The sequence below is a fragment of the Cysteiniphilum sp. JM-1 genome (assembly GCF_008711525.1).
Classification (GTDB): Bacteria; Pseudomonadota; Gammaproteobacteria; order Francisellales; family Francisellaceae; genus Caedibacter.
Genome location: NZ_VXKS01000028.1, coordinates 1 through 21884, shown reverse-complemented (window position 1 = coordinate 21884; position 21884 = coordinate 1). Strand labels below are relative to the sequence as shown.

Below are 21884 nucleotides of genomic sequence, written 5' to 3'. Positions count from 1 at the left end.
GGACAGCGCTAATGATATGTTATTCATACGGTCTTTTTACAAGGCTGGGCGATGGGAAGATATTGAAAGAATGGCTTATGCAGGCGGGTTAGCAATGGCTTCCTAAAATACCCACAAATTGCGAATGCGCCCCTTTAATCTGACTAAACACCTTTTTTTGATTATATAATTAGCCGCTAGATAGCGGCTTTTTTGTTGCGGTTTAAAAGTAGTCGTTTTGTAAGCGCAGCATAAATCCACCTATTTATCTAGCGAAATCAAAAGTTTATGCAGAGTTTAAAAAGCTGTTACTGACAGTTTTTTCTGCAAAATGCTGATAGCATCGATTGTGCAGGATCACTTTTTAAAAATGCATGGAACCTTTTGCAAAAAAGGTAACAACAGCGGTGAAGTAATGGACGACGAAAATTGTACAGAAAGTTAGATTAGTGAGTAAAAAAAACTTTGCATAATATCTCGCTGTGAGATATTATGGCAAAAAACAATAAACATCCTACAATGCATATAATTACACAGCAGAGAATTTGGGAAGCAAAAGTTAAGTTTCCAGAGGTTTCTAATGCTTTAGATGAGTGGTATAGGATTGTAAAAATCAATCGCTACGTTAACTTTTCAGATATAAGAAAGACCTTTCCTAGCGTTGATAAAGTTGCAAAGTATCATGTTTTTAATATTGGCGGCAATAAGTTGAGATTAATAGCCGTTATTGATTATAACTATAATAAGTTGTTTATTCGTCATATTCTAACCCATAAAGAGTATGACAAAGATAAGTGGAAAGAGTGAGGTAAAAACAATGAGTCATGCAGTGCAACAAGCCCTTCAACATTGGCAGTATATTCAACCTATTGCCATGATTCCAAAAAATGAAACTGAATATAAAAAATTGTCATCTTATTTAGATGAGCTCTTAGACATATGTGCAGATCAAGAAGATCATCCTGCTTGGGGTATTGTTAATTTATTATCTAGCATTATTGAAGCTTATGACTGTAAGCATTATAAGATTGCAAAAGCGGATGGCATAGATACATTAAAGTATTTGATGAAAGAACATAATTTAAAGCAATCAGATCTTATAGAATTAGGTAGTCAAGGCGTTGTTTCAGAAATCTTGAATAAAAAAAGAGAGCTTAATATAAGGCAATTGAAATCTTTAGCTCATCGTTTTAATGTCAGTGTCGATACATTTATTTAATTTCTCAAATGCGTTTCGAAACGCTGTAAAAAATTCTCATGACTGCCAAGCTTCAATAATGTAAGCGTTATTTTTTCCTCTTCATATGTATAACCCAAAAGCATCAAAAACTTCTTCGGCACCAAAAACCGTAAAATGATTTACGAGCGGTATATGATTTTAAAAATAAAAAACTAATGATATAGTTTTAAGTCATGTCTTTAGATTATTATTTTGGTATGGTGTTGACTGATGGGCACAGATTCGATTGAGCGTGCGCTTAAAGTCAACAGATTAATAAATCTCTCAACAGCCTGCGAATCAAAATAATGGAATGAGTAAAAGAATATGGAATTATAGTGATCTAACGTGCCAGAAGAGGAGGGTGAGGTATGCATGATAGTAAACAGCAAATGTCTGGAGGTTTATATTCCAGTGCATTTGAGCATGATAATTGTGGCTTTGGGCTGTTGGTTAATAAATATGGTAATAAAAGCCATCGGATTATTGATACAGCAGTCAAATCACTCTCCAATATGAAGCATCGTGGTGCGGTATCCGCGGATGGCTTATCAGGAGATGGTTGCGGTGTTTTATTTAAAATTGACACGGATTATTTTTGGATAAAGGCTCAAAGTCATGGGTTTCAAAGACAAGATAAACTTGGCACGGGACTGGTGTTTTTTGATCCGGATAATATAGACTCCCAAAGTCAAAACATTCAAAAAATCGTAAAAAAATATGGTTTGATATTCTCAGGGCTAGCACTTGTTGATATTGATAAAAGTTATCTTGGTGAACAGGCAAAAGCGATTTGTCCTGAAATTTACCAGTTATTTGTCGGTTGTGGGCGTGAGATGTGCAGCATGATCTTTGAAGAAAAGCTGTATTTAATTCGTCGTGAGCTTGAGCGTATTTATCAAGATTGTGATTATTTTTATTTGCCGAGCTTATCATCACGTACGATTGTTTATAAAGGACTTGTTACCCCTGAGAATTTAACACGATTTTACCCAGATCTTGCGGATCTTAAGCTTCAAACAGATTTATGTATTTTCCATCAACGTTTTTCAACTAACACCTTGCCACAATGGCGTTTAGCTCAGCCTTTTCGCTATCTGGCACACAACGGTGAAATCAATACCATCAAAGGCAATCGCAATTGGGTCAATGCCAATGGTTCGCGTCTTTTGGATAAGCTTAAAGCCTATCAGGATATTATTTTGCCGATTACCAATGATAAGGTATCAGATTCTTGCAGTGTTGATCATGTGGTTGAGTGCTTGCATTTAAACGGTATGTCGTTACTGCAAACATTACGGATTATGATTCCACCAGCGTGGCAAAATCAAGAAGATATGGATGCTGACTTACGTGCCTTTTATGAGTTTTATGGCATGCATATGGGCGCGTGGGATGGTCCAACGGCTCTTGTTGCTAGCGATGGGCGTTTTGGTTTATGTATCTTGGATCGTAATGGTTTGCGACCCGCGCGTTGGCACGAGAATATCAAGGGTGACATCATGATCGCCTCTGAGGCTGGTGTTTATGATGATTCATTGGCGATTGTTAAAAAGGGACGTGTGCGTCCAGGACAAATGATCGCTGTTGATACCGAGTCCGGCGCATTTTTAAGCTCTGAAGCTATTGATAATAAACACAAGCATCAACTGCCTTATAAGCAATGGCTTAATAGCGCTTCAGTCGCTATTCGCCGCGGTTTAATGCAAATCACCCAAGAAGAATATTCATCTGAAGTCTTGACGCGTTATCTACATGCATTTGATGTGCATTATGAAGAACGTGAAGTGGTCATCAAGACACTGGCAACCGATGCCAGTGAAGCAATTGGCTCGATGGGTGATGATACTCCAATTGCCGTATTGTCGAAGCATAACCGTCCGTTATATGATTTTTTCCGTCAGCAATTTGCGCAAGTGACAAACCCGCCGATTGACTCACTGCGTGAAACCGTAGTGATGTCATTAAAAACATTTATTGGCAAGCTGGGTAATTTGCATAAACCAAGTCCAGAGCTTGCGACAAGGGTACTGTTAGAAAGCCCGATATTATCACCGTCAACCTATGCTAAATTGATGGAAGTGATCAGTAAGCGTTTGGTTATTTCATTAAACTATCCAGAGAATACATCACTACAAGAAGCACTTGATGATATTAAAAAACAAGTACTTCAGGCATTAGATCAAGGATGTTTTATGCTAATTCTTGATGATAGTGGGATCAAAGAAAATAGCTACAGTGTGCATGCGCTATTAGCTACGGGCTTTATTCATTACCAGTTAAGTAAGCTTAATCGCCGCTGTGAAGCCAATATCATTGTGGTTACGGCAACAGCGCGTGATCCACATCAATTCGCTTGTTTATTGGCATATGGTGCCACAGCGATTTATCCTTATCTGTCGTATCAATTGATTAATCATATGGTGAATAGCAATGCTATTGCGATAAAAGATAAGGCGCAGGCGCGACGCAATTACCGTCATGGTATCAATAAAGGATTGCGTAAAATCATGTCAAAAATGGGTATATCAACGATGACCAGTTATCGTGGGGCGCAGTTGTTTGAAATTATTGGATTAGCCGATGAGGTGGTTACAAGTTGTTTTTATGGGACACCAAGTCGTTTATCTGGACTTGACTTTAATGTGCTTAAACAGCGTTTTGTTATGCAGATGAAAGAGGCGTTTATTTATAATGCTTCTTTGCCAAAGCCAAAAGGACGCTATAAGTTTACACTCAATGGTGAGTATCATGCCTTTAACCCTGAAGTGGTGTTAAGTTTGCAAAAGGCGATAAATAACCATGATGTTGAAAGTTATAAAGTTTATCGTGATTTGGTGAATAATCGTGGCTATCAAAGCTTACGTGATCTTTTTGCACTTAAGGGCAATCGAGAAGCTAAACCGCTTGATATTAATGAAGTAATGCCATTATTTGAAATTTACCAATGTTTTGATTCAGCGGGAATGTCATTAGGGGCAATTTCGCCTGAGGCACATGAAGCAATGGCAATGGCAATGAATGAGCTTGGCGGGCGCTCTAATTCCGGTGAAGGTGGTGAGGCTAAGGAGCGTTATCAAACCAATAAAGTCTCGAAGATAAAACAAATTGCGTCAGGACGTTTTGGTGTGACGCCTGAGTATTTAGTTAATGCCGAAGTGATTCAGATTAAAATTGCTCAGGGTGCTAAACCTGGCGAGGGCGGGCAGCTACCAGGCAAAAAGGTTAATGCATTGATTGCTAAGCTGCGCTTCTCGGTCCCTGGTATCACCTTGATATCGCCACCACCACATCATGATATATACTCAATTGAAGACCTTGCTGAGCTGATTTTTGATTTGAAACAAATAAATCCTGAGGCGTTTATCTCGGTGAAGCTGGTTTCAGAGGCAGGTGTTGGCACCATTGCAGCTGGTGTTGTTAAAGCCTATGCGGATATGATCACGATCTCAGGGCATGATGGCGGTACAGGTGCCTCACCATTAAGCTCAATTGTTTATGCCGGAACGCCTTGGGAAATTGGCTTAGCTGAGACTCAACAAACGTTGGTTAAGAATAATTTACGTGGAAAGATTAAATTGCAAGTGGATGGCGGCTTAAAAACGGGTTTAGATATTATCAAAGCAGCCATCTTAGGTGCTGAGAGTTTTGCTTTTGGGACAGCGCCAATGATTGCTTTGGGTTGTAAATATTTGCGTATTTGTCATTTGAATAATTGTGCGACAGGCGTTGCCACTCAAGATGAATTGTTGCGAGATAAATATTTTCGTGGCACGGTTGATAAGTTAAAATGCTTTTTTACCTTTTTAGCAACGGATGTGCGAGAGTGCCTTGCACAGTTGGGTGTTAAGCAACTGACAGATCTTATTGGACGTGTTGATTTGTTAGAAATCATTGATGCTGCGCGATCACAATATGGTTTGGACTTGCAACCAATTCTTTATCAAGAAGTGACTGAGTATGCAAACTATTATCAAGGGGATAGAAATCAGCCGTTTGATATGGCACCGTTAGCGCATGCAATCTTAGCGACAACAAAGGCGGATATTTTGGCGCAAAATGGTGGCAATTATTACTTTGAGATTAGAAACACCGATCGCGCCATTGGTGCAATGCTCAGTGGCTTTATCGCTAAGATTTATGGCAATGCTGGCTTAGAGAATCCACTGCATCTTTATTTTAAGGGCACGGCAGGACAAAGCTTTGGTGCATTTGCTATTCATGGCTTGCATATGCATCTTATCGGCGAGGCAAATGACTATGTTGGCAAATCAATGGCAGGTGGCGAGATTGTCATTATCCCTCCAGCGGAAGCGCTTTTTGAGCCAGCATTAAGCCCGATTATTGGTAATACTTGTTTGTATGGCGCAACAGGCGGTAAATTATTCGCCTATGGGCAGGCAGGGGAGCGTTTTGCGGTACGAAACTCAGGGGCGATTGCCGTTGTTGAAGGCGCGGGAGACCATTGTTGTGAGTATATGACAGGTGGTGTGATCATTGTATTAGGTGAGACGGGTATTAACTTTGGTGCGGGGATGACTGGGGGTGTTTCCTTTGTCTTTGATCGCGATAATGCTTTCCCTAGTCGTTATAACAATGAATTTATTAAACTTTATCGCATCCAATCAGAGCGTATGCGGGACTATCAGGAGCTTTTGTATAGTTTGATTCAAGCGTATTTTGATAAAACACGTAGCGATCTTGCTAAAGAGATCTTGACGGATTTTCATGGCTATTTGCGTTATTTCTGGATGGTTGCCACAGAAGCGACATTTGAAAATCGTGATGTGCTCGTCGCGCAGTATCAAATAAATCAAACAAACCAAATAAGTCAAAGAGAACAAGAAGGACAAGAAGGACAAGAGCATTTAGCAGCAGATGTTAGTAGGAGGGTATATGGCGCAGAAAAATTTTGAATTTCTAGAGTTAAGTCGTAAAGCACCAAAAGAGCGTTGGGCGCCAGAAAGAGTTGAAGATTTCAATGAGATTCAAGGCAATTACTCCCCAAATGAGGCAAAGCTTCAGGCCAGTCGCTGTTTAGATTGTGGCACCCCATATTGTCAATTTAAGTGTCCAGTGCAGAATTATATTCCGCAGTGGTTACGCCTCGTTGAGGAAGGACGTATTTTGGAAGCAGCAACTTTATCTCATCAAACCAATAGCTTGCCTGAGATCTGTGGACGTGTCTGCCCACAGGATCGCCTATGTGAAGGCAGTTGCACTTTGGATGAGGATTTTGGTGCGGTGAGTATTGGAGCCATTGAAAAATATATTACCGATACAGCTTTGGCAATGGGTTGGAAGCCTGAGATTGCAGATATTACTAAAACCGGCAAAAAGGTGGCGATTATTGGCGCGGGTCCCGCGGGTCTTGCCTGTGCGGATATTCTGACGCAACATGGCATTACTGCTGTTGTTTATGATAAGCATCCTGAGATTGGCGGGTTACTTAGCTTTGGCATTCCATCGTTTAAACTTGAGAAAGACGTTGTCGTTAAACGACGAGAAATTTTAGAGTATATGGGTGTTGAGTTTAAATTGAATACTGAAGTGGGTAAGGACATTAGTTTTGATGAGATTTATCAGCAATATGATGCGGTTTTTATTGCTGTAGGATGCTATAAAAATATGCGGGCAAATATTCCCGGTGAGCATTTAAAAGGTTTCTATCAAGCGCTAGATTATCTGGTTAATAACAATCATAAACAGATGGGGTTGATCGATAAGGCAACGCATCATGACTTTTATTTCAAGCGAGTATTGGTATTAGGCGGGGGTGATACAGCGATGGATTGCGCGCGTACAGCGGTGCGCCAACAAGCATCTAGCGTTTACTGTGCTTATCGTCGTAATGAAGCATCTATGCCAGGATCCAAACGTGAAGTCTATAAAGCCAAAGAGGAGGGTGTGAAGTTCTTGTGGCATTATCAACCGCTAGAGATTATTGGCAGTGATCAGGTTGAGGCAGTACGCTTTGCTAGAACCAAAATTGTCGTTGATGCTTTTACTCAAAGAAGCATTTTGGAAATTGATGAGAGTGATGAGGTTATTATTCCTGCCGATGCTGTAGTGATTGCCTTTGGCTTTCAACCGCATGAAATCAACTGGTTAGATCGTTATAATATTCAAACGGATGAATATGGCAGAATTCAAACGAATGTTACAATAAATGATCATGGAGAAAGTAAGGCAAAGAACGTAAACGAAGTAAATGCGGTAAATGGAGCAACTGAAGTAATTGAAGCAAGTGAAGCAAAAAAACAAAAGCGCTTTGCTTTTCAAACACATAACGATAAGGTTTTTGCTGGGGGTGATATTACCCGAGGTTCAGACTTGGTGGTGACGGCAATATTTGAAGGACGCTCAGCAGCTAGAGGGATTATTAGTTATTTATCAGAATAAGCTGAGGTGTTCTTGCAGCATCATATATCCTTGTAATCGTGTTATGAGCTATGTCTTAAATCTAGATGGTTTTGAGGTCGATGGCGTTAACAAATGTAAACAAATTGTTACATTAAATGGCTATTCACACATCAATATTAGGTGTTACTATGCCCAAGTGAAAGCGCAGGGGGATGTGGTGTGTGAGGTTTTTACTTGGCTTCATGCACCACAAGTGGGTCGTATACCGCTCATAAACTAGGACGCCGAAAAATGATTTACGAGCGCTATAGAGATTTAAAATCAAATAGCGTGTGATCAAGTAGTTGAGATGGGGCAACCTTTTGTAGTGAAGAGAAAATTACTTCTTTGCGCCCAGGTGTTTGCATTTCCATATCACTTAACATTTCTTTGATTTTTTTGCGTTGTAGATTCTCTTGTGAGCCACATAGATTACAAGGAATGATTGGGAAATTCATGTGTTGGGCGTAAGCTATGATTTCATTTTCCGCTACATAGGCTAATGGGCGAATGACGATATTACGCTCATCATCACTTTTAAGTTTAGCTGGCATTGCCTTGATCTGACCATTGTAAAAAAGGTTTAAAAAGAAGGTTTCAATAATGTCATCTTTGTGATGTCCCAAGGCAATTTTAGTGACATTATGTTCATGCGCGAAATCATACAAAATCCCACGGCGCATACGTGAACATAAGCCGCAAGTTGTCTTGCCTTCAGGAATCACGCGCTTAACCACACTATAGGTGTCGCGCTCGATAATATGATATTCAATGCCAAGCTTACTTAGATATTCAGGCAATATCTCCTCTGGGAAGCCCGGTTGTTTTTGATCAAGGTTCACCGCGATAATATCAAAGTCAATAGGCGCTTTCTTTTGTAGGATCAATAACAGCTGAAGTAAGGTATAAGAGTCCTTACCACCGGATAAACAGACCATAACTTTATCATTGGCTTCAATCATATTGAAGTCTTCAATCGCATGTCCGACTTTGCGCAAAAGGCGTTTTTCAAGTTTGTTTAAAGGCAGTTCATCGGGTGTTGCATGAGGTTTTGGAATAGCTATTTCAATCATTTTTTTAGGTAAGTATGAAAAGTTTGGCACAGTATATACTAGTTGGTAGATGCAGGTAAGGACATTTGCTGCCAGATTGCGCTGGATAAACTAGGCGAATCTGACTAACATATTTGCCATTTATATGATTTGCTGTTTTAGGAGTTTTGCTTGTCACATTTAAAGCATACATTTGGCAAAGTTGGGGTGTTATACGGTGGAAGCTCTGCTGAGCGCGAAGTCTCATTACGTTCAGGTGCTGCGGTCATCGCGGCATTAAAGACGCTTGGTATTGATGTTGTTGCAATCGATGCTTCAGGTAAAGAGTTGGTGCATCAAATTGTCAATGCTTCTTTAGATCGTTGTTTGATTATGCTTCATGGTGGTGATGGTGAGGATGGGCATGTCCAGGCTTTGTTGCATCAACTTGAGATCCCTTATACGGGCTCAGATACTTTAGGTTGTGCTTTAGCAATGGATAAAATGCGCACCAAAAAGCTATGGCAATCGGAAGGTCTATTAACGCCTAAGTCGAAAATAATCAATGCATCCTTGGATGTGTCGGGTTTGAGATTCCCATTAGCGGTTAAACCGACCACACAGGGCTCAAGTGTCGGGATTCATAAAGTGTTATCAATGGACGCTTTAGCGAAATCCTATGAGGATGCCTCGCAATACGGTGAGGTGATGGCAGAAGAGTGGATTGAAGGCAAAGAGCTCACGGTTTCCATTGTCGATCAGACTGCATTGCCATCGATTTGGATTGAGCCAAAGCTTGAGTTCTATACCTATGAAGCTAAATACACTAAGGAAGCTGCAACTTCCTATCACTGCCCAAGTGGGGTAACGTCAGATATGGAGCAAAGTCTTAAAAATATCGCACTTCAAGCATTTTCAGCGGTAGGATGCAGTGGCTGGGGGCGTGTGGATTTTATGTTGTCAAAAGACAATGAACTGTATCTGATTGAAGTCAATACAGTGCCGGGAATGACCAATTTAAGTTTGGTGCCGCAAGCAGCTAAGGCACATGGATGGGATTTTGAAAGCCTCGTGCTTAAAATACTCGAAAGTTCGTTATGAAGCTAAAGCTATATCTTAAGTCAACGTGCTTTGTCTTAATTGTTGTTGCACTCTTGCTGGGCGTGCGTTATGTATTTAAGGAAAGCAGTGCGCATTTGCAGAAAGTGGCAATTGTAACAAAAGGCGAGCTTGATTATATCTCAAAGCCACAAATCGTTGATTTGATCAAACCATTTCAACAAGACACATGGTGGGAGCTTGATGTTGGTGATGTAACACAGGCAATTAAACAATACCCAGGAATTAAAGAAATCAAAGTGCAAAAACAATGGCCAGATCAGTTGATCGTTGAGTTAACAGAATATCAACCGAAAGCCTACTGGAACTCGCGCAATGAAATATTGCTTGAAGATAAAGAAGTCATTGCGCCAAAGTATTTTTCGGGATCGATGAATCTACCTATTTTTTATGGTGATAAAAACAATATCGATACGATAGAAAATGGTTATGGGCGCTTGCAGAAAGTGGCTGTAGATAACGGCTTTAGCGTTCGTGATATTAGTTTTCAAGGCAATCAATGGCAAGTGACATTAAATAGCGATGTTAAGGTGTGGCTAGGTTCAAGTCGGATTGAGCAAAAGCTGTTACAGTTATTACAAAACTATAAAAGTATTGAAATCCCTAAGGGGCAGAAATTAGCCACTGTTGATATGCGTTATCATAGTGGTTTTGCTGTTGGCTTTAAAGCAGCAGATGATGATGCCCAAAAAGGGTGAAATTCGCAAAAAATCGTAAGTTTACCGTATAAGCAAGATTCAGTTTTGCCGAATTTATGTTAGAGTATACAGCAATTTGTTTGAAACCCTTAGCTTAGGTTGATTTGCCCTTGTTGTTGGTCAGAAATGATACATGAATATCATTGAGGGTCAGGGTGAGTAACAAAAGGATACGACGTAAGTTAAAACACTAAAACTGGAATGAGTATCTAGAATATGTCTGAAATCGTGGAAAAGAAGATATTATGTGCCATTGATATCGGAACGTCAAAAGTTGTGGCTTTGGTGGCAGAGTTAAATGAAGATGAACAGATCAATATCATTGGTATTGGGACGCAGCCTTCAAAAGGTCTTAAAAAGGGAGTGATTGTCAATATTGATGCGACAGTCAAAGCCATTCAAAAAGCCGTGCAAGAAGCGGAAGATGTTTGTGGCTTTAGCATTAAAGAAGCCTATATTGGTATTGCTGGAAGCCATATTCGGAGCTTTGACTCACATGGAGTTGTTGCTATTGAGAGCGCTGAAGTATCACAACGTGATTTAGATCGTGTTATCGAGTCAGCAAAAGCCGTACCGATGCCGGCAGATCAAGAGATTCTACATATTTTGTATCAAGATTTCATGATTGATAATCATAATGGGATCAAAGAGCCATTGGGGATGTCTGGTGTACGTTTAGAAGCCAAGGTTCATATGGTGACGGCTTCTTCAAGTGCTGTTCAGAATATCAAGAAATGTGTTAACCGTTGTGGTATTAAGGTGCAAGACATTGTCCTTGAGCAGCTTGCTTCAAGCTATGCTGTTTTAACCGACGATGAAAAAGAATTAGGCGTTTGTTTAATTGATATTGGTGCAGGTACGACTGATGTGGCTGTATTTATCGAAGGTGCCATCAAATACACTTCAGTTATTCCGATTGCAGGTAGCCAGATCACCAGTGATATAGCTCATGCTTTGCGTGTGGCAACAGATACTGCTGAGCGGATCAAGATTCAATATGGTTGCTCAATGAGCAATTTGGTGAAATCGGATGATGCGATTGAGATTCCGGGACTTGCTGATCGTTTGGCGCGACGCGTGCCTTTGCAAACGCTTGCAGGTGTTATTGAAGCAAGAACGGAAGAGTTGTTTGGTATCGTGTATGAGGCGCTAGATAAGAATAATTTATTAGAAGCAATCTCAGCTGGTATCGTGTTAACCGGTGGTGCGGCTAAGATGCGAGGTATCGCACCATTAGCAGAAGAAATCTTTAAAGTGCCCGTGCGTATTGGTGGTCCTACAAATATCACCGGTGTTCAAGATGTACTACATAATCCCGTGCACTCAACAGGTGTAGGCTTGATTAAATATAGTCATATGCAGATAGAAGAAGGTCAAGTGGCATATGAAGAAGATGCCGATAGCGCTGGTATGTGGGGCAAAATGAAAGGTTGGTTTGGTAAGCATTTTTAATATTCTAAAAAGCATAAGTAAGATAGTAAACTTGTTAAGAGTTAAGAGTTAAGAGTTAAGAGTTAAGAGTTAAGAGTTAAGAGTTAAGAGTTAAGAGTTAAGAGTTAAGAGTTAAAATATAGTTTTATAAAAGGAGTCCATTACATGTTTGAAATTTCAGAATCGTTGACAGACAATGCCGTTATTAAAGTAATTGGTGTTGGCGGCGGTGGAGGCAATGCCGTTGAGCATATGTTGACACAAAATATCGAAGGCGTTGAGTTTATCTGTGCCAACACTGATTCACAAGCGCTTAAGAACTCAAGCGCTCGTCATGCGATTCAAATCGGTAATGAATTGACAAAAGGTCTAGGAGCAGGTGCTAATCCTGAAGTCGGTAAGCGCGCAGCACAAGAAGATCGCGCGCGTATTCAGCAAGCACTAGAAGGCGCTGATATGGTATTTATTACTGCCGGCATGGGTGGTGGTACCGGTACAGGTGCGGCTCCTGTGATTGCTGAAGTTGCTAAAGAAATGGGTATTTTAACCGTGGCAGTTGTGACTAAACCATTCCCATTTGAAGGGCGTCGCAGAATGCAATTGGCTGAGTATGGTATTAGCGAGTTATCACAAAGTGTTGACTCATTGATTACCATTCCTAATGCAAAACTATTGAGTGTATTGGGCAAAAACATTAGTTTATTAGATGCGTTTAAAGCAGCTAATGGCGTATTGCAAGGTGCGGTACAAGGTATTGCTGAATTAATCACGCGTCCTGGCTTAATCAACGTCGACTTTGCAGATGTGAGAACGGTAATGTCAGCAATGGGTGTGGCAATGATGGGTACAGCAACAGCGTCTGGTGAAAATCGTGCACGCGAGGCAGCGGAAGCCGCTGTGGCAAGTCCATTATTAGAAGATGTGAATTTAGCGGGCGCTAAAGGTGTGCTTGTTAACATTACAGCAGGCATGGATATGTCTATTGGTGAGTTTGAAGAAGTTGGTGACGTGATTAAAGCCTTTACATCGGATCAAGCAACAGTTGTTGTTGGTACGGTGATTGATCCTGATATGTCGGATGAGCTACGTGTGACTATCGTTGTCACTGGTCTTGAAACGGCAGGTGGTAATGCAACGTTTGTTAATGGGGCGGCAGGTCAAAAGTCAGCAAGCCCTTATGGACGCCAAAATGTATCGTTTAAAGCGGCAGAGAATAACGCTTTTAACTCAAATAATACCTTAAGACGCCAAGCGCCATCAGTTGAAGCGCAAGAAGTCGAAAAAGAGCAAAAAGTCGCTGCTGAATCAGATAATGAGTATTTAGATATTCCTACTTTTTTACGTCGCAAGGCAGATTAATTTTTTATGCAAAAAGAGTGCCCATAAGGAAGTGGGTACGTTATGATAATTCTAATTTCAGTCATTTAGAAATATCCTATGTCAAATACTCAAAAAATCGTTCTTGTTGATGGATCATCTTATCTTTTTCGTGCTTTTCACGCCCTGCCACAATTAACCAATCGCCAGGGTGAGCCAACTGGTGCGATCTTTGGTGTGATTAATATGTTGAAGAAATTGCCTAAGCAGCTCAATACCGATTATATTGCTGTGGTATTTGATGCTAAGGGTAAGAATTTTAGACATGATTTATATCCTCAATATAAGGCTAATCGTAAGGCAATGGCAGATGAGTTAAGAGCGCAAATTTCTCCCGTGCATGAAATGGTGCAAAAGCTCGGATTTCCACTGATTGTTATCGATGCGGTTGAAGCGGATGATGTTATTGGTACATTGGCTAAGCGTTTTGCTAAAGAAGGGCATGAAGTGATTATCTCAACGGGTGACAAAGATATGGCGCAGCTAGTTGATGCACATATCACCTTAATGGATACGATGAAAAATGAGATCACCGATCGCGAGAAAGTCATTGCTAAATTTGGAGTGAGCCCTGAGCAAATTATTGATTACTTGGCATTGATGGGTGATACATCAGATAATATTCCCGGTGTGCCAAAGGTAGGTCCCAAAACGGCAGTAAAGTGGCTAGCAGAATATCAAAGCTTACAAGGTGTTATCGAAAATGCCGGTAAAATATCCGGTAAGGTCGGTGAGAATCTAAGAGAGAGTATTGACTTTCTGCCACTATCTTATCAACTAGCTACGATTAAATGTGACTTGGATCTACCATACACAGTTCAAGATATGCTCTGTGTTAAGCCGGATGTTGATTATCTTAAGAAGGCGTTTACACAATACGAATTTAAAGGCTGGTTGCGTGAGCTTGAGCATGAAGAAAATATTGTGTCTGATGCGCAAAAGACTGGAGTGGAGCCTGTTGATGCTCAATCAACCTTAAACTATCAGATTATTTTAATGGAAGAAGACTTTAATACCTTTTATGCTGAGCTAGTAAAAGCGAAAGTCTTTGCCTTTGATACTGAAACAGACTCATTAGATACTTTTAATGTGCGCCTTGTTGGCATGTCATTTGCCTTAAAGCCACATCATGCGGTCTATATTCCACTGCAGCATGATTATGACAATGCGCCAACACAATTAGCACTAGATTGGGTTGTGAATAAAGTAAAACCGATTTTAGAAGATGATCAAGTGGCTAAAATTGCACAAAATGCCAAGTTTGATCTAAAAGTTTTAAGCACCGTAGGTATTAATGTCAAGGGTGTCAAGTATGATACAATGCTCGAATCTTATGTGCTAAACAGCTCTGCAACACGCCATGATATGGATTCATTGGCTCACCACTATCTAGGTGTTAAAACAGTAAGCTTTGAAGAGCTAGCGGGTAAGGGTAAAAATCAACTGACTTTTAACCAGATCGATATTACAAAAGCGGGGTTTTATGCTGCAGAGGATGCCGATATTACTTATCGTTTGCATGAGCGTATTTGGAGCGAGTTAGAGACTGTAGACAGCTTACGTGAGTTATATATCAAAGAAGAATTACCGGTGAGCTTTGTCATTGATCGCATGGAGCGTACTGGTGTTAAAGTAGATGCTGATTTATTAAAAGCGCAAAGTGAGTCACTCATGGCAAAAATAGCTCAGTTAGAAAAAGAGTGTATCGAATTAGCTGGAGAGACGTTTAACTTGTCTTCGCCCAAGCAATTGCGTGAGATTCTCTATGATAAGATGGGTTTACCGATCTTGAAAAAAACACAAGGTGGACAGGCTTCAACGGCTGAGGATGCACTTCAGGAATTGGCAGAGATTTATGACTTGCCTAAGCTTATCATGGAGCATCGCCATTTAGTGAAATTAAAAACAACCTATACTGATAAACTGCCATTGATGATCAATAATAAAACATCACGGGTGCATACTTCCTATCAGCAAGCAGTAACAAGCACAGGGCGTTTGTCATCAACTGAGCCTAATCTACAAAATATCCCGATTCGCTCAAGTGTGGGGCGTGAGATTAGAAAGGCATTTATTGCTAAGAAGGGTTATAAGATTTTAGCTGCGGATTACTCGCAAGTGGAGTTAAGAATTATGGCGCATTTATCGCAAGATCCTAATCTGCTTCACGCTTTTCAGCAAGGTCTAGATGTGCATCGCGCAACAGCTGCTGAGACATTAGGGATTAAAGCGGATGATGTAACACCCGAGCAACGTCGTCAAGCCAAGGCAGTCAACTTTGGCTTAATCTATGGCATGGGTGCATTTGGTTTGGCAAAGCAATTAGGCATTCCACGCGGTGAAGCACAAGAATATATTGATATCTATTTTGCGCGTTACCCTGGGGTTAAGCGTTATATGGAAGATGCTAAAGCCTATGCTATGCAGCATGGTTTTATTGAGACGATTTTTGGTAGACGTTTACATTTGCCAGAGATTAATTCGCGTAATATGGCAAAAAAACGCGCAGCAGAACGCGTGGCAATCAACGCACCAATGCAAGGCTCAGCGGCTGATATTATTAAGCGTGCGATGATTTTAATCGATGAATGGATTATCAAAGAGAATGTTGATGCCAGAATGATTATGCAGGTGCATGATGAGCTAGTATTTGAAGTCAAAGATGATCAGGTGGAAAAAATCAGTAAAGAAATTAAGCAATTTATGGAGTCGGCGGCTTTATTGCAAGTGCCGCTTATTGTTGATGTTGGCGTTGGCGATAATTGGGATGAGGCACATTAAGTAATGATGTTAAATAAGTTACATGAGCTAGCACCTCTCCCCTTGCGGGATTGCTCGTGCAGCTTAAGCTGCGCGGGTGAGGGGAGTAATTAAAGCTCAACTATTCTTTTATCATTACTAATGGTATTAAACTAAAAATTGTTCCACAAGTTCGCAAGTATACCAAACCCCAACACCACTAATGTCAGTGGGTATTGGTGCTAGCCCATCCTTGTGGCGACATGAAGCTAAATCCATATGTAACCAGCGAATGTCTTTACCGACAAACTGCTGTAAGAATTTAGCTGCCAAGATATGATCGGCATTGCCAGTGACATAACATTGTTTTAAATCAGCAATATCAGAGTCAAGTGCTTTAAGATAATGCTTGTCCATTGGAAACGGCCAAACTTTTTCAGCGCATTTGGCGCCATATTTAACTAAGTTTGGTTGCCAGTCATAATTGTTACTGAAAATTGCAGAATACTCAGTGCCCAATGCGCGTACCGCAGCACCAGTTAATGTTGCATAATCAATAATTAGCTCAGGTTTGTCTTGACTTGCTAAAGACAAGGCATCAGATAGCGCCATACGCCCTTCAGCATCGGTATCAACCACTTCAATGGTTTTACCATTTAATGCGGTGACGACTTCATTGGGCAGGAAAGCGCGTTCACCAATGTTATTGTTGGTAATTGCAAGGTAACAATGTACTTGATAAGGGACTTGCAAAAGGCTTAACGACAGTAAGCTACCAACAGCAACCGCACTGCCCATCATATCGTCATTCATGCCATACATATATTGTGGCTGTTTTAAGCTAACACCTCCGGTGTCAAAACAAATCCCCTTGCCAACAAGCGCGATTGTTTTGTTAAAATCTTTAGGCGTATACGTTAGCTTTACAATGCCTGCAACTTCGGAGGCACGTGCCACCGCACTAAAGGCACCAGCACCCATTTCAGCCAAGCTTTCTTTGTCATAAAGTGTGTATTGCCAATCCTCGCGTTTGGCAATATCTTCCAGTAGATTGATATAGATCTGTGGCGTTAAGTAATTGGTTGGGAAAATAGTTAGGCGACGCGCCAGTGCATTACCTTTATGCTTCGCAAGTACATCTAAGAAATCACTTTCGCTATAATCACCAATGATTTCAATGCTAACTTCTTGCGCTTTATGTTCGCGCTTATAATTAGGCATCTCTTCAGTATGTGCTAATAGTGTGCGCATACAAGCGTCAGCGGTTGATTCGCTAGCATTCTCAGCAAGGAAAACAATGTTCTTAGCCTTAGTAATATTTGTACTCTTAACCAGCTCAGATAAATCTTTAAGCCATAAATAGAGTTCGCATTCGCCAACATTCTCTTTGATGATAATGTGTGTGCCTTTGGCATTGGGTAGATGTGTGTGGTAGCCTTTTTTACATTTTGGCGCTTGAGATTGTTTGCGTGAGTAAAGAAGTTCACCTGAGGGTAAGTTTTGCCATTGTGCTTCATTATGGGCAATCGCAATAATGAGATCTGCATTATGATGATGCTCATCAAAGTGAGCAGAAAAATGTAAGCGTGCTGATGAAAGCGTATGTAATGAATGCATTGATTTAACCTTGTTGAGAAACCTCGTTAGCCACCTAGTATAAACACACTTTTAGGCAGTATGAACCAGAATTACCCAGTTTTCGTCACAACAGCGTGGGAAACAGCAGAATTATGCTTGCAAAACTAAGATGATGGGCTAAAATAGCCGGAAGTTTAAGGGCTCTTAGCTCAGTTGGTTAGAGCAGCGGACTCATAATCCGTTGGTCGCAGGTTCGAGTCCTGCAGGGCCCACCATCTTTAAATCCTTGTCCCATAAGCATTGCAGAGAATTTAATTGCGAAGCTTTCAAAATAAAATTCAAACTGCAGGTAACATATAGGTAACAAGAAAAAACGTTGTTATCTTGCTGCTTTCTATGGAAGATAACGTCACACCCTTCGTTGTAATAACTTGCTTACATGTAATGGGAATTACTGTTTCATTACCAAAAACTTAGTTACAATGCGAGTCTATTGTTAACAGGAGCCTTATTCGTGACTATTGCTAAGAGTGCAGCTGTTTTGCTGATATTGCTATTGACCACCTATTTAAGTTATATCTACTTGGGAGCGTATCGTATTGCGTTTGCTTATTTTGTTAGTTGGGTTTTAGCTATCTTTGTTTTTTGTCTCATGCTGTATGCGATGCGCTCTTTTGTGAAAGAGGAAAAAACCTTAACGTTAGCAAGTTACTTGCATTGCTTATTTAGCGACATCTCTATGGCAATAAAACATATTGCTGCATTCTTGTTAATATCATTCAAATCATTCACTTTTTTAATAATTGGTAAGCTTGTTAGCGTTAGCAAAAATAGCGTGAAAGATAAGAAGCGAAAAAGTATTAACTAATGAATAAGATGACAACCATTTGCTATACCCCTGAACAACAGGCGATTATTGAGCATAACCTATCTCAGCATGCATTAGTCTCTGCCGTTGCTGGTAGTGGTAAAACCCAAACCTTAATTGCTCGCATTGAGTTTTTACTAAAAAATGCGGTGAATCCCAGTGAGATTTTGGTGCTTATGTTTAATAAATCCGCAGCAAATGACTTCACGCGAAGATTAAACGCGCTCAACATTAGTGCAGCTATAGATATCAAGACCTTTCATGCATTAGGACTTAAAACAGTTGGTTTTTTAGAGAAAAAAGGACTATTGCCAGCAGCACAATTAATCGATAAAAAAAGTACACTTGAGAAGTTAGTGCGAGAAGCACTGCAGAAAACTAATCAGCTCCTTAATGAAAAGGGGCTAATAACACCGGAGATTATTGATCGTTATCAACAATATATCGGGCTTTTGAAATCAAGCTTGGATCTTAAAAAGGTGCTTAAGCAAATAGAGCTGTCTGAGCAAGGTAAAGTGGAAAGCTTTTTTCGTTTCTATGAACAGCTAAGAGCACATTATCGCTGGCGTACATTTGATGACTTACTATATGAACCTATGAAAATATTGAGTGCTAATAAAGCACTAGCGGCGCGCTTTGGTAACCGCTATCGCTATGTCATAGTTGACGAGTATCAAGATATTAATGATGTACAGCAATCTTTGCTTAAATTGATTTCAAACAATGCTCAATCGGTAATGGCAGTTGGTGATATCGATCAAACAATTTATGAATGGCGTGGTTCTCGACCATTTTATATGCTTAAGGGTTTTGCGCAAGATTTTAAAAACGCTAAAACATATACTCTATCATTAACCTTTCGTTATGGGCATTTGCTATCAGTCATGGCAAATGAAGTGATTCAACATAATAAACAACGATTAAAAACATTATGTTTCTCAGCACCTGAAGCGGCAAAAAAAACCGATGTGAATATCATCAGTAAAAATAAATTAAAGTTACTGATTCAAGAGGTTGCAAAAAGCATTCATGATGGTGAATATAAGCTTAAGGATGTTACGGTTTTAGTCAGAAAATATAGCTCAGGTGTGCTGCTAGAGCTATCTTGTTTGCAAGAAGGTCTAGATTATCATATTGCCGGTGGTCAAAGCGTATTTAAACTGCCATTAACACAATCGATTTTTGGTTATTTATCTTTAGTGGATAAGGGGAAATATTTTCATCCTTTACCAGAGCAGATACGCAAAGAAAAAATCATGCAAATGCTATCGTTTCCTAGCTTATATTTAAATGTCTCGCAACTGGAGTGTTTAAGCGAGTTACTCAGTGTAAATGTATTAAAACCAATGATCGCATTGCAAAGCTTCAAACAACAATATGATCTGCCGTTTTATCAAGTATCGCGCATTAAAGAGCGTCTTGAACTTTGGCAAAGCATGCTTGATGTTAAACCAAAAACAGCAGCGTCAACGGTGGTTAAGATGTTATATACACTACTGGATCTTTCGAGCTATTTGGCAAAAAAGGCGGCAGTGAGTCCTGTCTATACTGATAGTGATGTTGCTGATGCGTGGCTTAATTTTAGCTTGGAAACAAAGCAGACAATCACTGAATTTTTAGATCATTTTAATGCCTTGCAGGTGCAGGCAAATCTATCAAAGCATGATAAAAATGGATTACTTATAAGTTCGATTCATAAAGCAAAAGGTTTACAATGGCAGCATGTCATTCTATGTGACATGACAGAGCAAAGCTTTTTTAGTAATCTCAAAGACAAACCGCCTACCAATGATGAAATAGAAAGTGAGCGTCGCTTGTTTTATGTGGCAATAACGCGCGCGATTTCAAAGCTCAGCATTGTCGCGGGCAATGATGTCGCCAAACTTAATAAATGGTTTTTTGAAGGTATTAGTGGCTCGCCACAGGGTTTACGTAAAACCAATTCAGTACGCTTTTTATATGAAAGTCATCTGCATCAATGTGAGATGTTGCTAAAAGCGCACTTGGATCAAGATGAAATCGTGTTAAAACAAAAATCAACACACAGTGCCCCAATGGCGAGTTACCTTAAGAAATTAGTGAGAGCATGAAGCATTGGTATATATTTCATTGGAGCATATAAGCCACTGGATTGTCAGGACATTCACTTAACCCGCATTCGGCAAAAGTAGAGATTAAATTGGCAGCTATAATAAATACAAATAGTGCAAAAACAATGTGAGTAAATGTTTTTATTTTCCTGCCTTTGGCTTCTGCGATTTCATCTTTGTTTGCTTTGATTTCATACTGTGATGATAACCCTAGTGCAATAGCAATATAGATAATAGCTATAATGCAAAGCACAAATACCCACGTATACATATGTAAGCCTAGAACGGCTGAGCCATAACCATGTGGGTCATTAATGTGAAGTGCGATTTGGCGCATAGCAACAAATGAAGTTAGTACGGCTGAGAGCAATGACAGACTGTAGTGAGCAGGGCGCACGTGATATCTTATATTAAGTAAAAAACCGAAAGCAATACCCAGTAGTCCTAGGCGTTGCAGTAAGCATAAAGGGCAAGGAAGTTCACCTAAGATAAATTGGAAAGAAAAAGCCATCACGATGACAAGGATAATGGCAAGTACTTCGATGGCATTGAGGCACTTTACGAAGTTGTTTATTTTTGATCGTTGCATGTTTAAGCTCCTGTTACCATTAAAAATATAAACCAAGATGGTCTGTGGCGTGATGTAAAAATACAAGTCCCATTGCAATAAGGAAAACGCAAAAGAATATGATCCCCATTGTGCGATGCATCCATGCACTAATGACACTTATTAATAGTAGGAAAAAAACGATTAATATTCCAGGCATATGATTACTCCATTAATTTTTGTGATATCCAAAGCCAGTATAGTGCAAAATCATATATTGTGTGAATGAAGGCTGGGTGCAAATTTGAATTCATAATTTATGTATTGAAACGGCTGTTTTGATCATAAAAAAATCAACTTTGTATCGAATCAAAATAAACTTTAAAAAAACTGTAAAAAACAGCTTGCCAACCAAAAAAAAATCTGTAGAATTAACTCCTGTTCTCAGCGAGAATGTTCGTGAGAATGCCTTGGTAGCAAGGTTTGAGAGATGTTTAAAGAGATATAAAATGTAGATACTTAAATACTTTGAGCAAAAATTTTTGCGGATTGTTAGTTCTTGTTTTAGGACGGGAATTGATGATCTAAGGATTTAAACTGAAGAGTTTGATCCTGGCTCAGATTGAACGCTGGTGGTATGCTTAACACATGCAAGTCGAACGGTTTTGTTTCTTTCGGGGAATAAGATAGTGGCGGACGGGTGAGTAACGCGTAGGAATCTGCCGTACAGTGGGGGACAACAGTTGGAAACGACTGCTAATACCGCATGACACCTTCGGGTCAAAGGTTGCTTAGGCAGTCGCTGT

General features: G+C 40.0%; 14 protein-coding genes, 1 tRNA gene, 1 rRNA gene and 1 pseudogene. 12 read left to right on the top strand and 5 right to left on the bottom strand.

The window, feature by feature from the left end:
* The first annotated feature begins 471 nt into the window (after nucleotides 1-471).
* Both F3D68_RS10310 and F3D68_RS10305 read left to right on the top strand, forming a co-directional pair.
* Nucleotides 472-786: a type II toxin-antitoxin system HigB family toxin gene (locus F3D68_RS10310; RefSeq protein ID WP_224728291.1), complete on the top strand. Its 315-nt coding sequence runs from the start codon at nucleotides 472-474 to the stop codon at nucleotides 784-786.
* A gap of 10 nt (nucleotides 787-796) precedes the next feature.
* Complete coding sequence (locus F3D68_RS10305) at nucleotides 797-1198, top strand: type II toxin-antitoxin system HigA family antitoxin (protein WP_151194351.1); 402 nt, start codon at nucleotides 797-799, stop codon at nucleotides 1196-1198.
* Here the strand turns inward: F3D68_RS10305 and F3D68_RS11535 are convergent.
* Nucleotides 1195-1302 (bottom strand): type II toxin-antitoxin system RelE/ParE family toxin, encoded by a 108-nt coding sequence (locus F3D68_RS11535; protein WP_151194350.1) that lies wholly within the window; start codon nucleotides 1300-1302, stop codon nucleotides 1195-1197. The genes F3D68_RS10305 and F3D68_RS11535 overlap by 4 nt on opposite strands.
* 267 nt (nucleotides 1303-1569) lie before the next feature.
* Between F3D68_RS11535 and gltB the strand changes: the two are divergent.
* Together gltB and F3D68_RS10290 are read left to right on the top strand one after the other, a co-directional pair.
* A pseudogene (gltB, locus tag F3D68_RS10295) lies at nucleotides 1570-5967 on the top strand (glutamate synthase large subunit); the annotation flags it as partial.
* A 127-nt stretch (nucleotides 5968-6094) separates the two neighbouring features.
* Nucleotides 6095-7600 carry an FAD-dependent oxidoreductase gene (locus F3D68_RS10290; RefSeq protein ID WP_151194349.1) on the top strand — a complete coding sequence of 502 codons (1506 nt, stop codon included), beginning with the start codon at nucleotides 6095-6097 and terminating at the stop codon, nucleotides 7598-7600.
* A 266-nt stretch (nucleotides 7601-7866) separates the two neighbouring features.
* Here the strand turns inward: F3D68_RS10290 and ttcA are convergent, their stop codons facing one another.
* A complete protein-coding gene (gene ttcA / locus F3D68_RS10285) occupies nucleotides 7867-8673 on the bottom strand; it encodes a tRNA 2-thiocytidine(32) synthetase TtcA (protein WP_151194352.1) in 807 nt (268 codons plus the stop codon).
* 150 nt (nucleotides 8674-8823) lie between these two features.
* On the opposite strand from ttcA, the gene F3D68_RS10280 reads away from it, so the two are divergent.
* The 5 genes from F3D68_RS10280 (at nucleotide 8824) to polA (ending at nucleotide 16037) form a co-directional block, all read left to right on the top strand.
* Nucleotides 8824-9732, top strand: a complete 909-nt coding sequence (locus F3D68_RS10280; RefSeq protein WP_151194348.1) for a D-alanine--D-alanine ligase — start codon at nucleotides 8824-8826, stop codon at nucleotides 9730-9732.
* A complete protein-coding gene (locus tag F3D68_RS10275) occupies nucleotides 9729-10448 on the top strand; it encodes a cell division protein FtsQ/DivIB (RefSeq protein ID WP_151194347.1) in 720 nt (239 codons plus the stop codon). Before F3D68_RS10280 ends, F3D68_RS10275 begins: the two co-directional genes overlap by 4 nt.
* A 216-nt stretch (nucleotides 10449-10664) precedes the next feature.
* Nucleotides 10665-11900, top strand: coding sequence for a cell division protein FtsA (ftsA, locus tag F3D68_RS10270; protein ID WP_151194346.1), 1236 nt, complete (start codon nucleotides 10665-10667; stop codon nucleotides 11898-11900).
* A 144-nt stretch (nucleotides 11901-12044) separates the two neighbouring features.
* Nucleotides 12045-13238 (top strand): cell division protein FtsZ, encoded by a 1194-nt coding sequence (gene ftsZ, locus F3D68_RS10265; protein WP_151194345.1) that lies wholly within the window; start codon nucleotides 12045-12047, stop codon nucleotides 13236-13238.
* 78 nt (nucleotides 13239-13316) lie between these two features.
* The gene (polA, locus tag F3D68_RS10260) at nucleotides 13317-16037 is read left to right on the top strand and encodes a DNA polymerase I (protein ID WP_151194344.1); all 2721 of its coding nucleotides are present in this window, start codon (nucleotides 13317-13319) and stop codon (nucleotides 16035-16037) included.
* A gap of 126 nt (nucleotides 16038-16163) precedes the next feature.
* Here polA and F3D68_RS10255 read toward each other — a convergent pair whose 3' ends face one another.
* The gene (locus F3D68_RS10255; RefSeq protein ID WP_151194343.1) at nucleotides 16164-17612 is read right to left on the bottom strand and encodes a M17 family metallopeptidase; all 1449 of its coding nucleotides are present in this window, start codon (nucleotides 17610-17612) and stop codon (nucleotides 16164-16166) included.
* A 159-nt stretch (nucleotides 17613-17771) separates the two neighbouring features.
* Between F3D68_RS10255 and F3D68_RS10250 the strand changes: the two genes are divergently transcribed.
* Both F3D68_RS10250 and F3D68_RS10245 read left to right on the top strand, forming a co-directional pair.
* Nucleotides 17772-17848, top strand: a tRNA-Ile gene (locus tag F3D68_RS10250).
* A 592-nt stretch (nucleotides 17849-18440) separates the two neighbouring features.
* Nucleotides 18441-20531, top strand: a complete 2091-nt coding sequence (locus F3D68_RS10245) for an ATP-dependent helicase (protein ID WP_151194342.1) — start codon at nucleotides 18441-18443, stop codon at nucleotides 20529-20531.
* Between the two features lie 16 nt (nucleotides 20532-20547).
* Here the strand turns inward: F3D68_RS10245 and F3D68_RS10240 are convergent, their stop codons facing one another.
* Nucleotides 20548-21120: a disulfide bond formation protein B gene (locus tag F3D68_RS10240; RefSeq protein WP_151194341.1), complete on the bottom strand. Its 573-nt coding sequence runs from the start codon at nucleotides 21118-21120 to the stop codon at nucleotides 20548-20550.
* 19 nt (nucleotides 21121-21139) lie between these two features.
* Nucleotides 21140-21298, bottom strand: coding sequence for a DUF5993 family protein (locus F3D68_RS11305; protein ID WP_191092797.1), 159 nt, complete (start codon nucleotides 21296-21298; stop codon nucleotides 21140-21142).
* Nucleotides 21299-21672: 374 nt separating this feature from the next.
* On the opposite strand from F3D68_RS11305, the gene F3D68_RS10235 reads away from it, so the two are divergent.
* Nucleotides 21673-21884: ribosomal RNA gene (locus tag F3D68_RS10235) — 16S ribosomal RNA — on the top strand; the annotation flags it as partial.

Bases quoted from the DNA above. Each gene is read 5' to 3' on its own strand.
- F3D68_RS10310 (WP_224728291.1), top strand. From the start codon at position 472: ATGGCAAAAAACAATAAACATCCTACAATGCATATAATTACACAGCAG.
- F3D68_RS11305 (WP_191092797.1), bottom strand. From the start codon at position 21,298: ATGCCTGGAATATTAATCGTTTTTTTCCTACTATTAATAAGTGTCATT.
- ttcA (WP_151194352.1), bottom strand. From the start codon at position 8,673: ATGATTGAAATAGCTATTCCAAAACCTCATGCAACACCCGATGAACTG.
- F3D68_RS11535 (WP_151194350.1), bottom strand. From the start codon at position 1,302: ATGCTTTTGGGTTATACATATGAAGAGGAAAAAATAACGCTTACATTA.
- polA (WP_151194344.1), top strand. From the start codon at position 13,317: ATGTCAAATACTCAAAAAATCGTTCTTGTTGATGGATCATCTTATCTT.
- F3D68_RS10275 (WP_151194347.1), top strand. From the start codon at position 9,729: ATGAAGCTAAAGCTATATCTTAAGTCAACGTGCTTTGTCTTAATTGTT.
- ftsA (WP_151194346.1), top strand. From the start codon at position 10,665: ATGTCTGAAATCGTGGAAAAGAAGATATTATGTGCCATTGATATCGGA.
- F3D68_RS10245 (WP_151194342.1), top strand. From the start codon at position 18,441: ATGAATAAGATGACAACCATTTGCTATACCCCTGAACAACAGGCGATT.
- ftsZ (WP_151194345.1), top strand. From the start codon at position 12,045: ATGTTTGAAATTTCAGAATCGTTGACAGACAATGCCGTTATTAAAGTA.
- F3D68_RS10290 (WP_151194349.1), top strand. From the start codon at position 6,095: ATGGCGCAGAAAAATTTTGAATTTCTAGAGTTAAGTCGTAAAGCACCA.
- F3D68_RS10305 (WP_151194351.1), top strand. From the start codon at position 797: ATGAGTCATGCAGTGCAACAAGCCCTTCAACATTGGCAGTATATTCAA.
- F3D68_RS10240 (WP_151194341.1), bottom strand. From the start codon at position 21,120: ATGCAACGATCAAAAATAAACAACTTCGTAAAGTGCCTCAATGCCATC.
- F3D68_RS10255 (WP_151194343.1), bottom strand. From the start codon at position 17,612: ATGCATTCATTACATACGCTTTCATCAGCACGCTTACATTTTTCTGCT.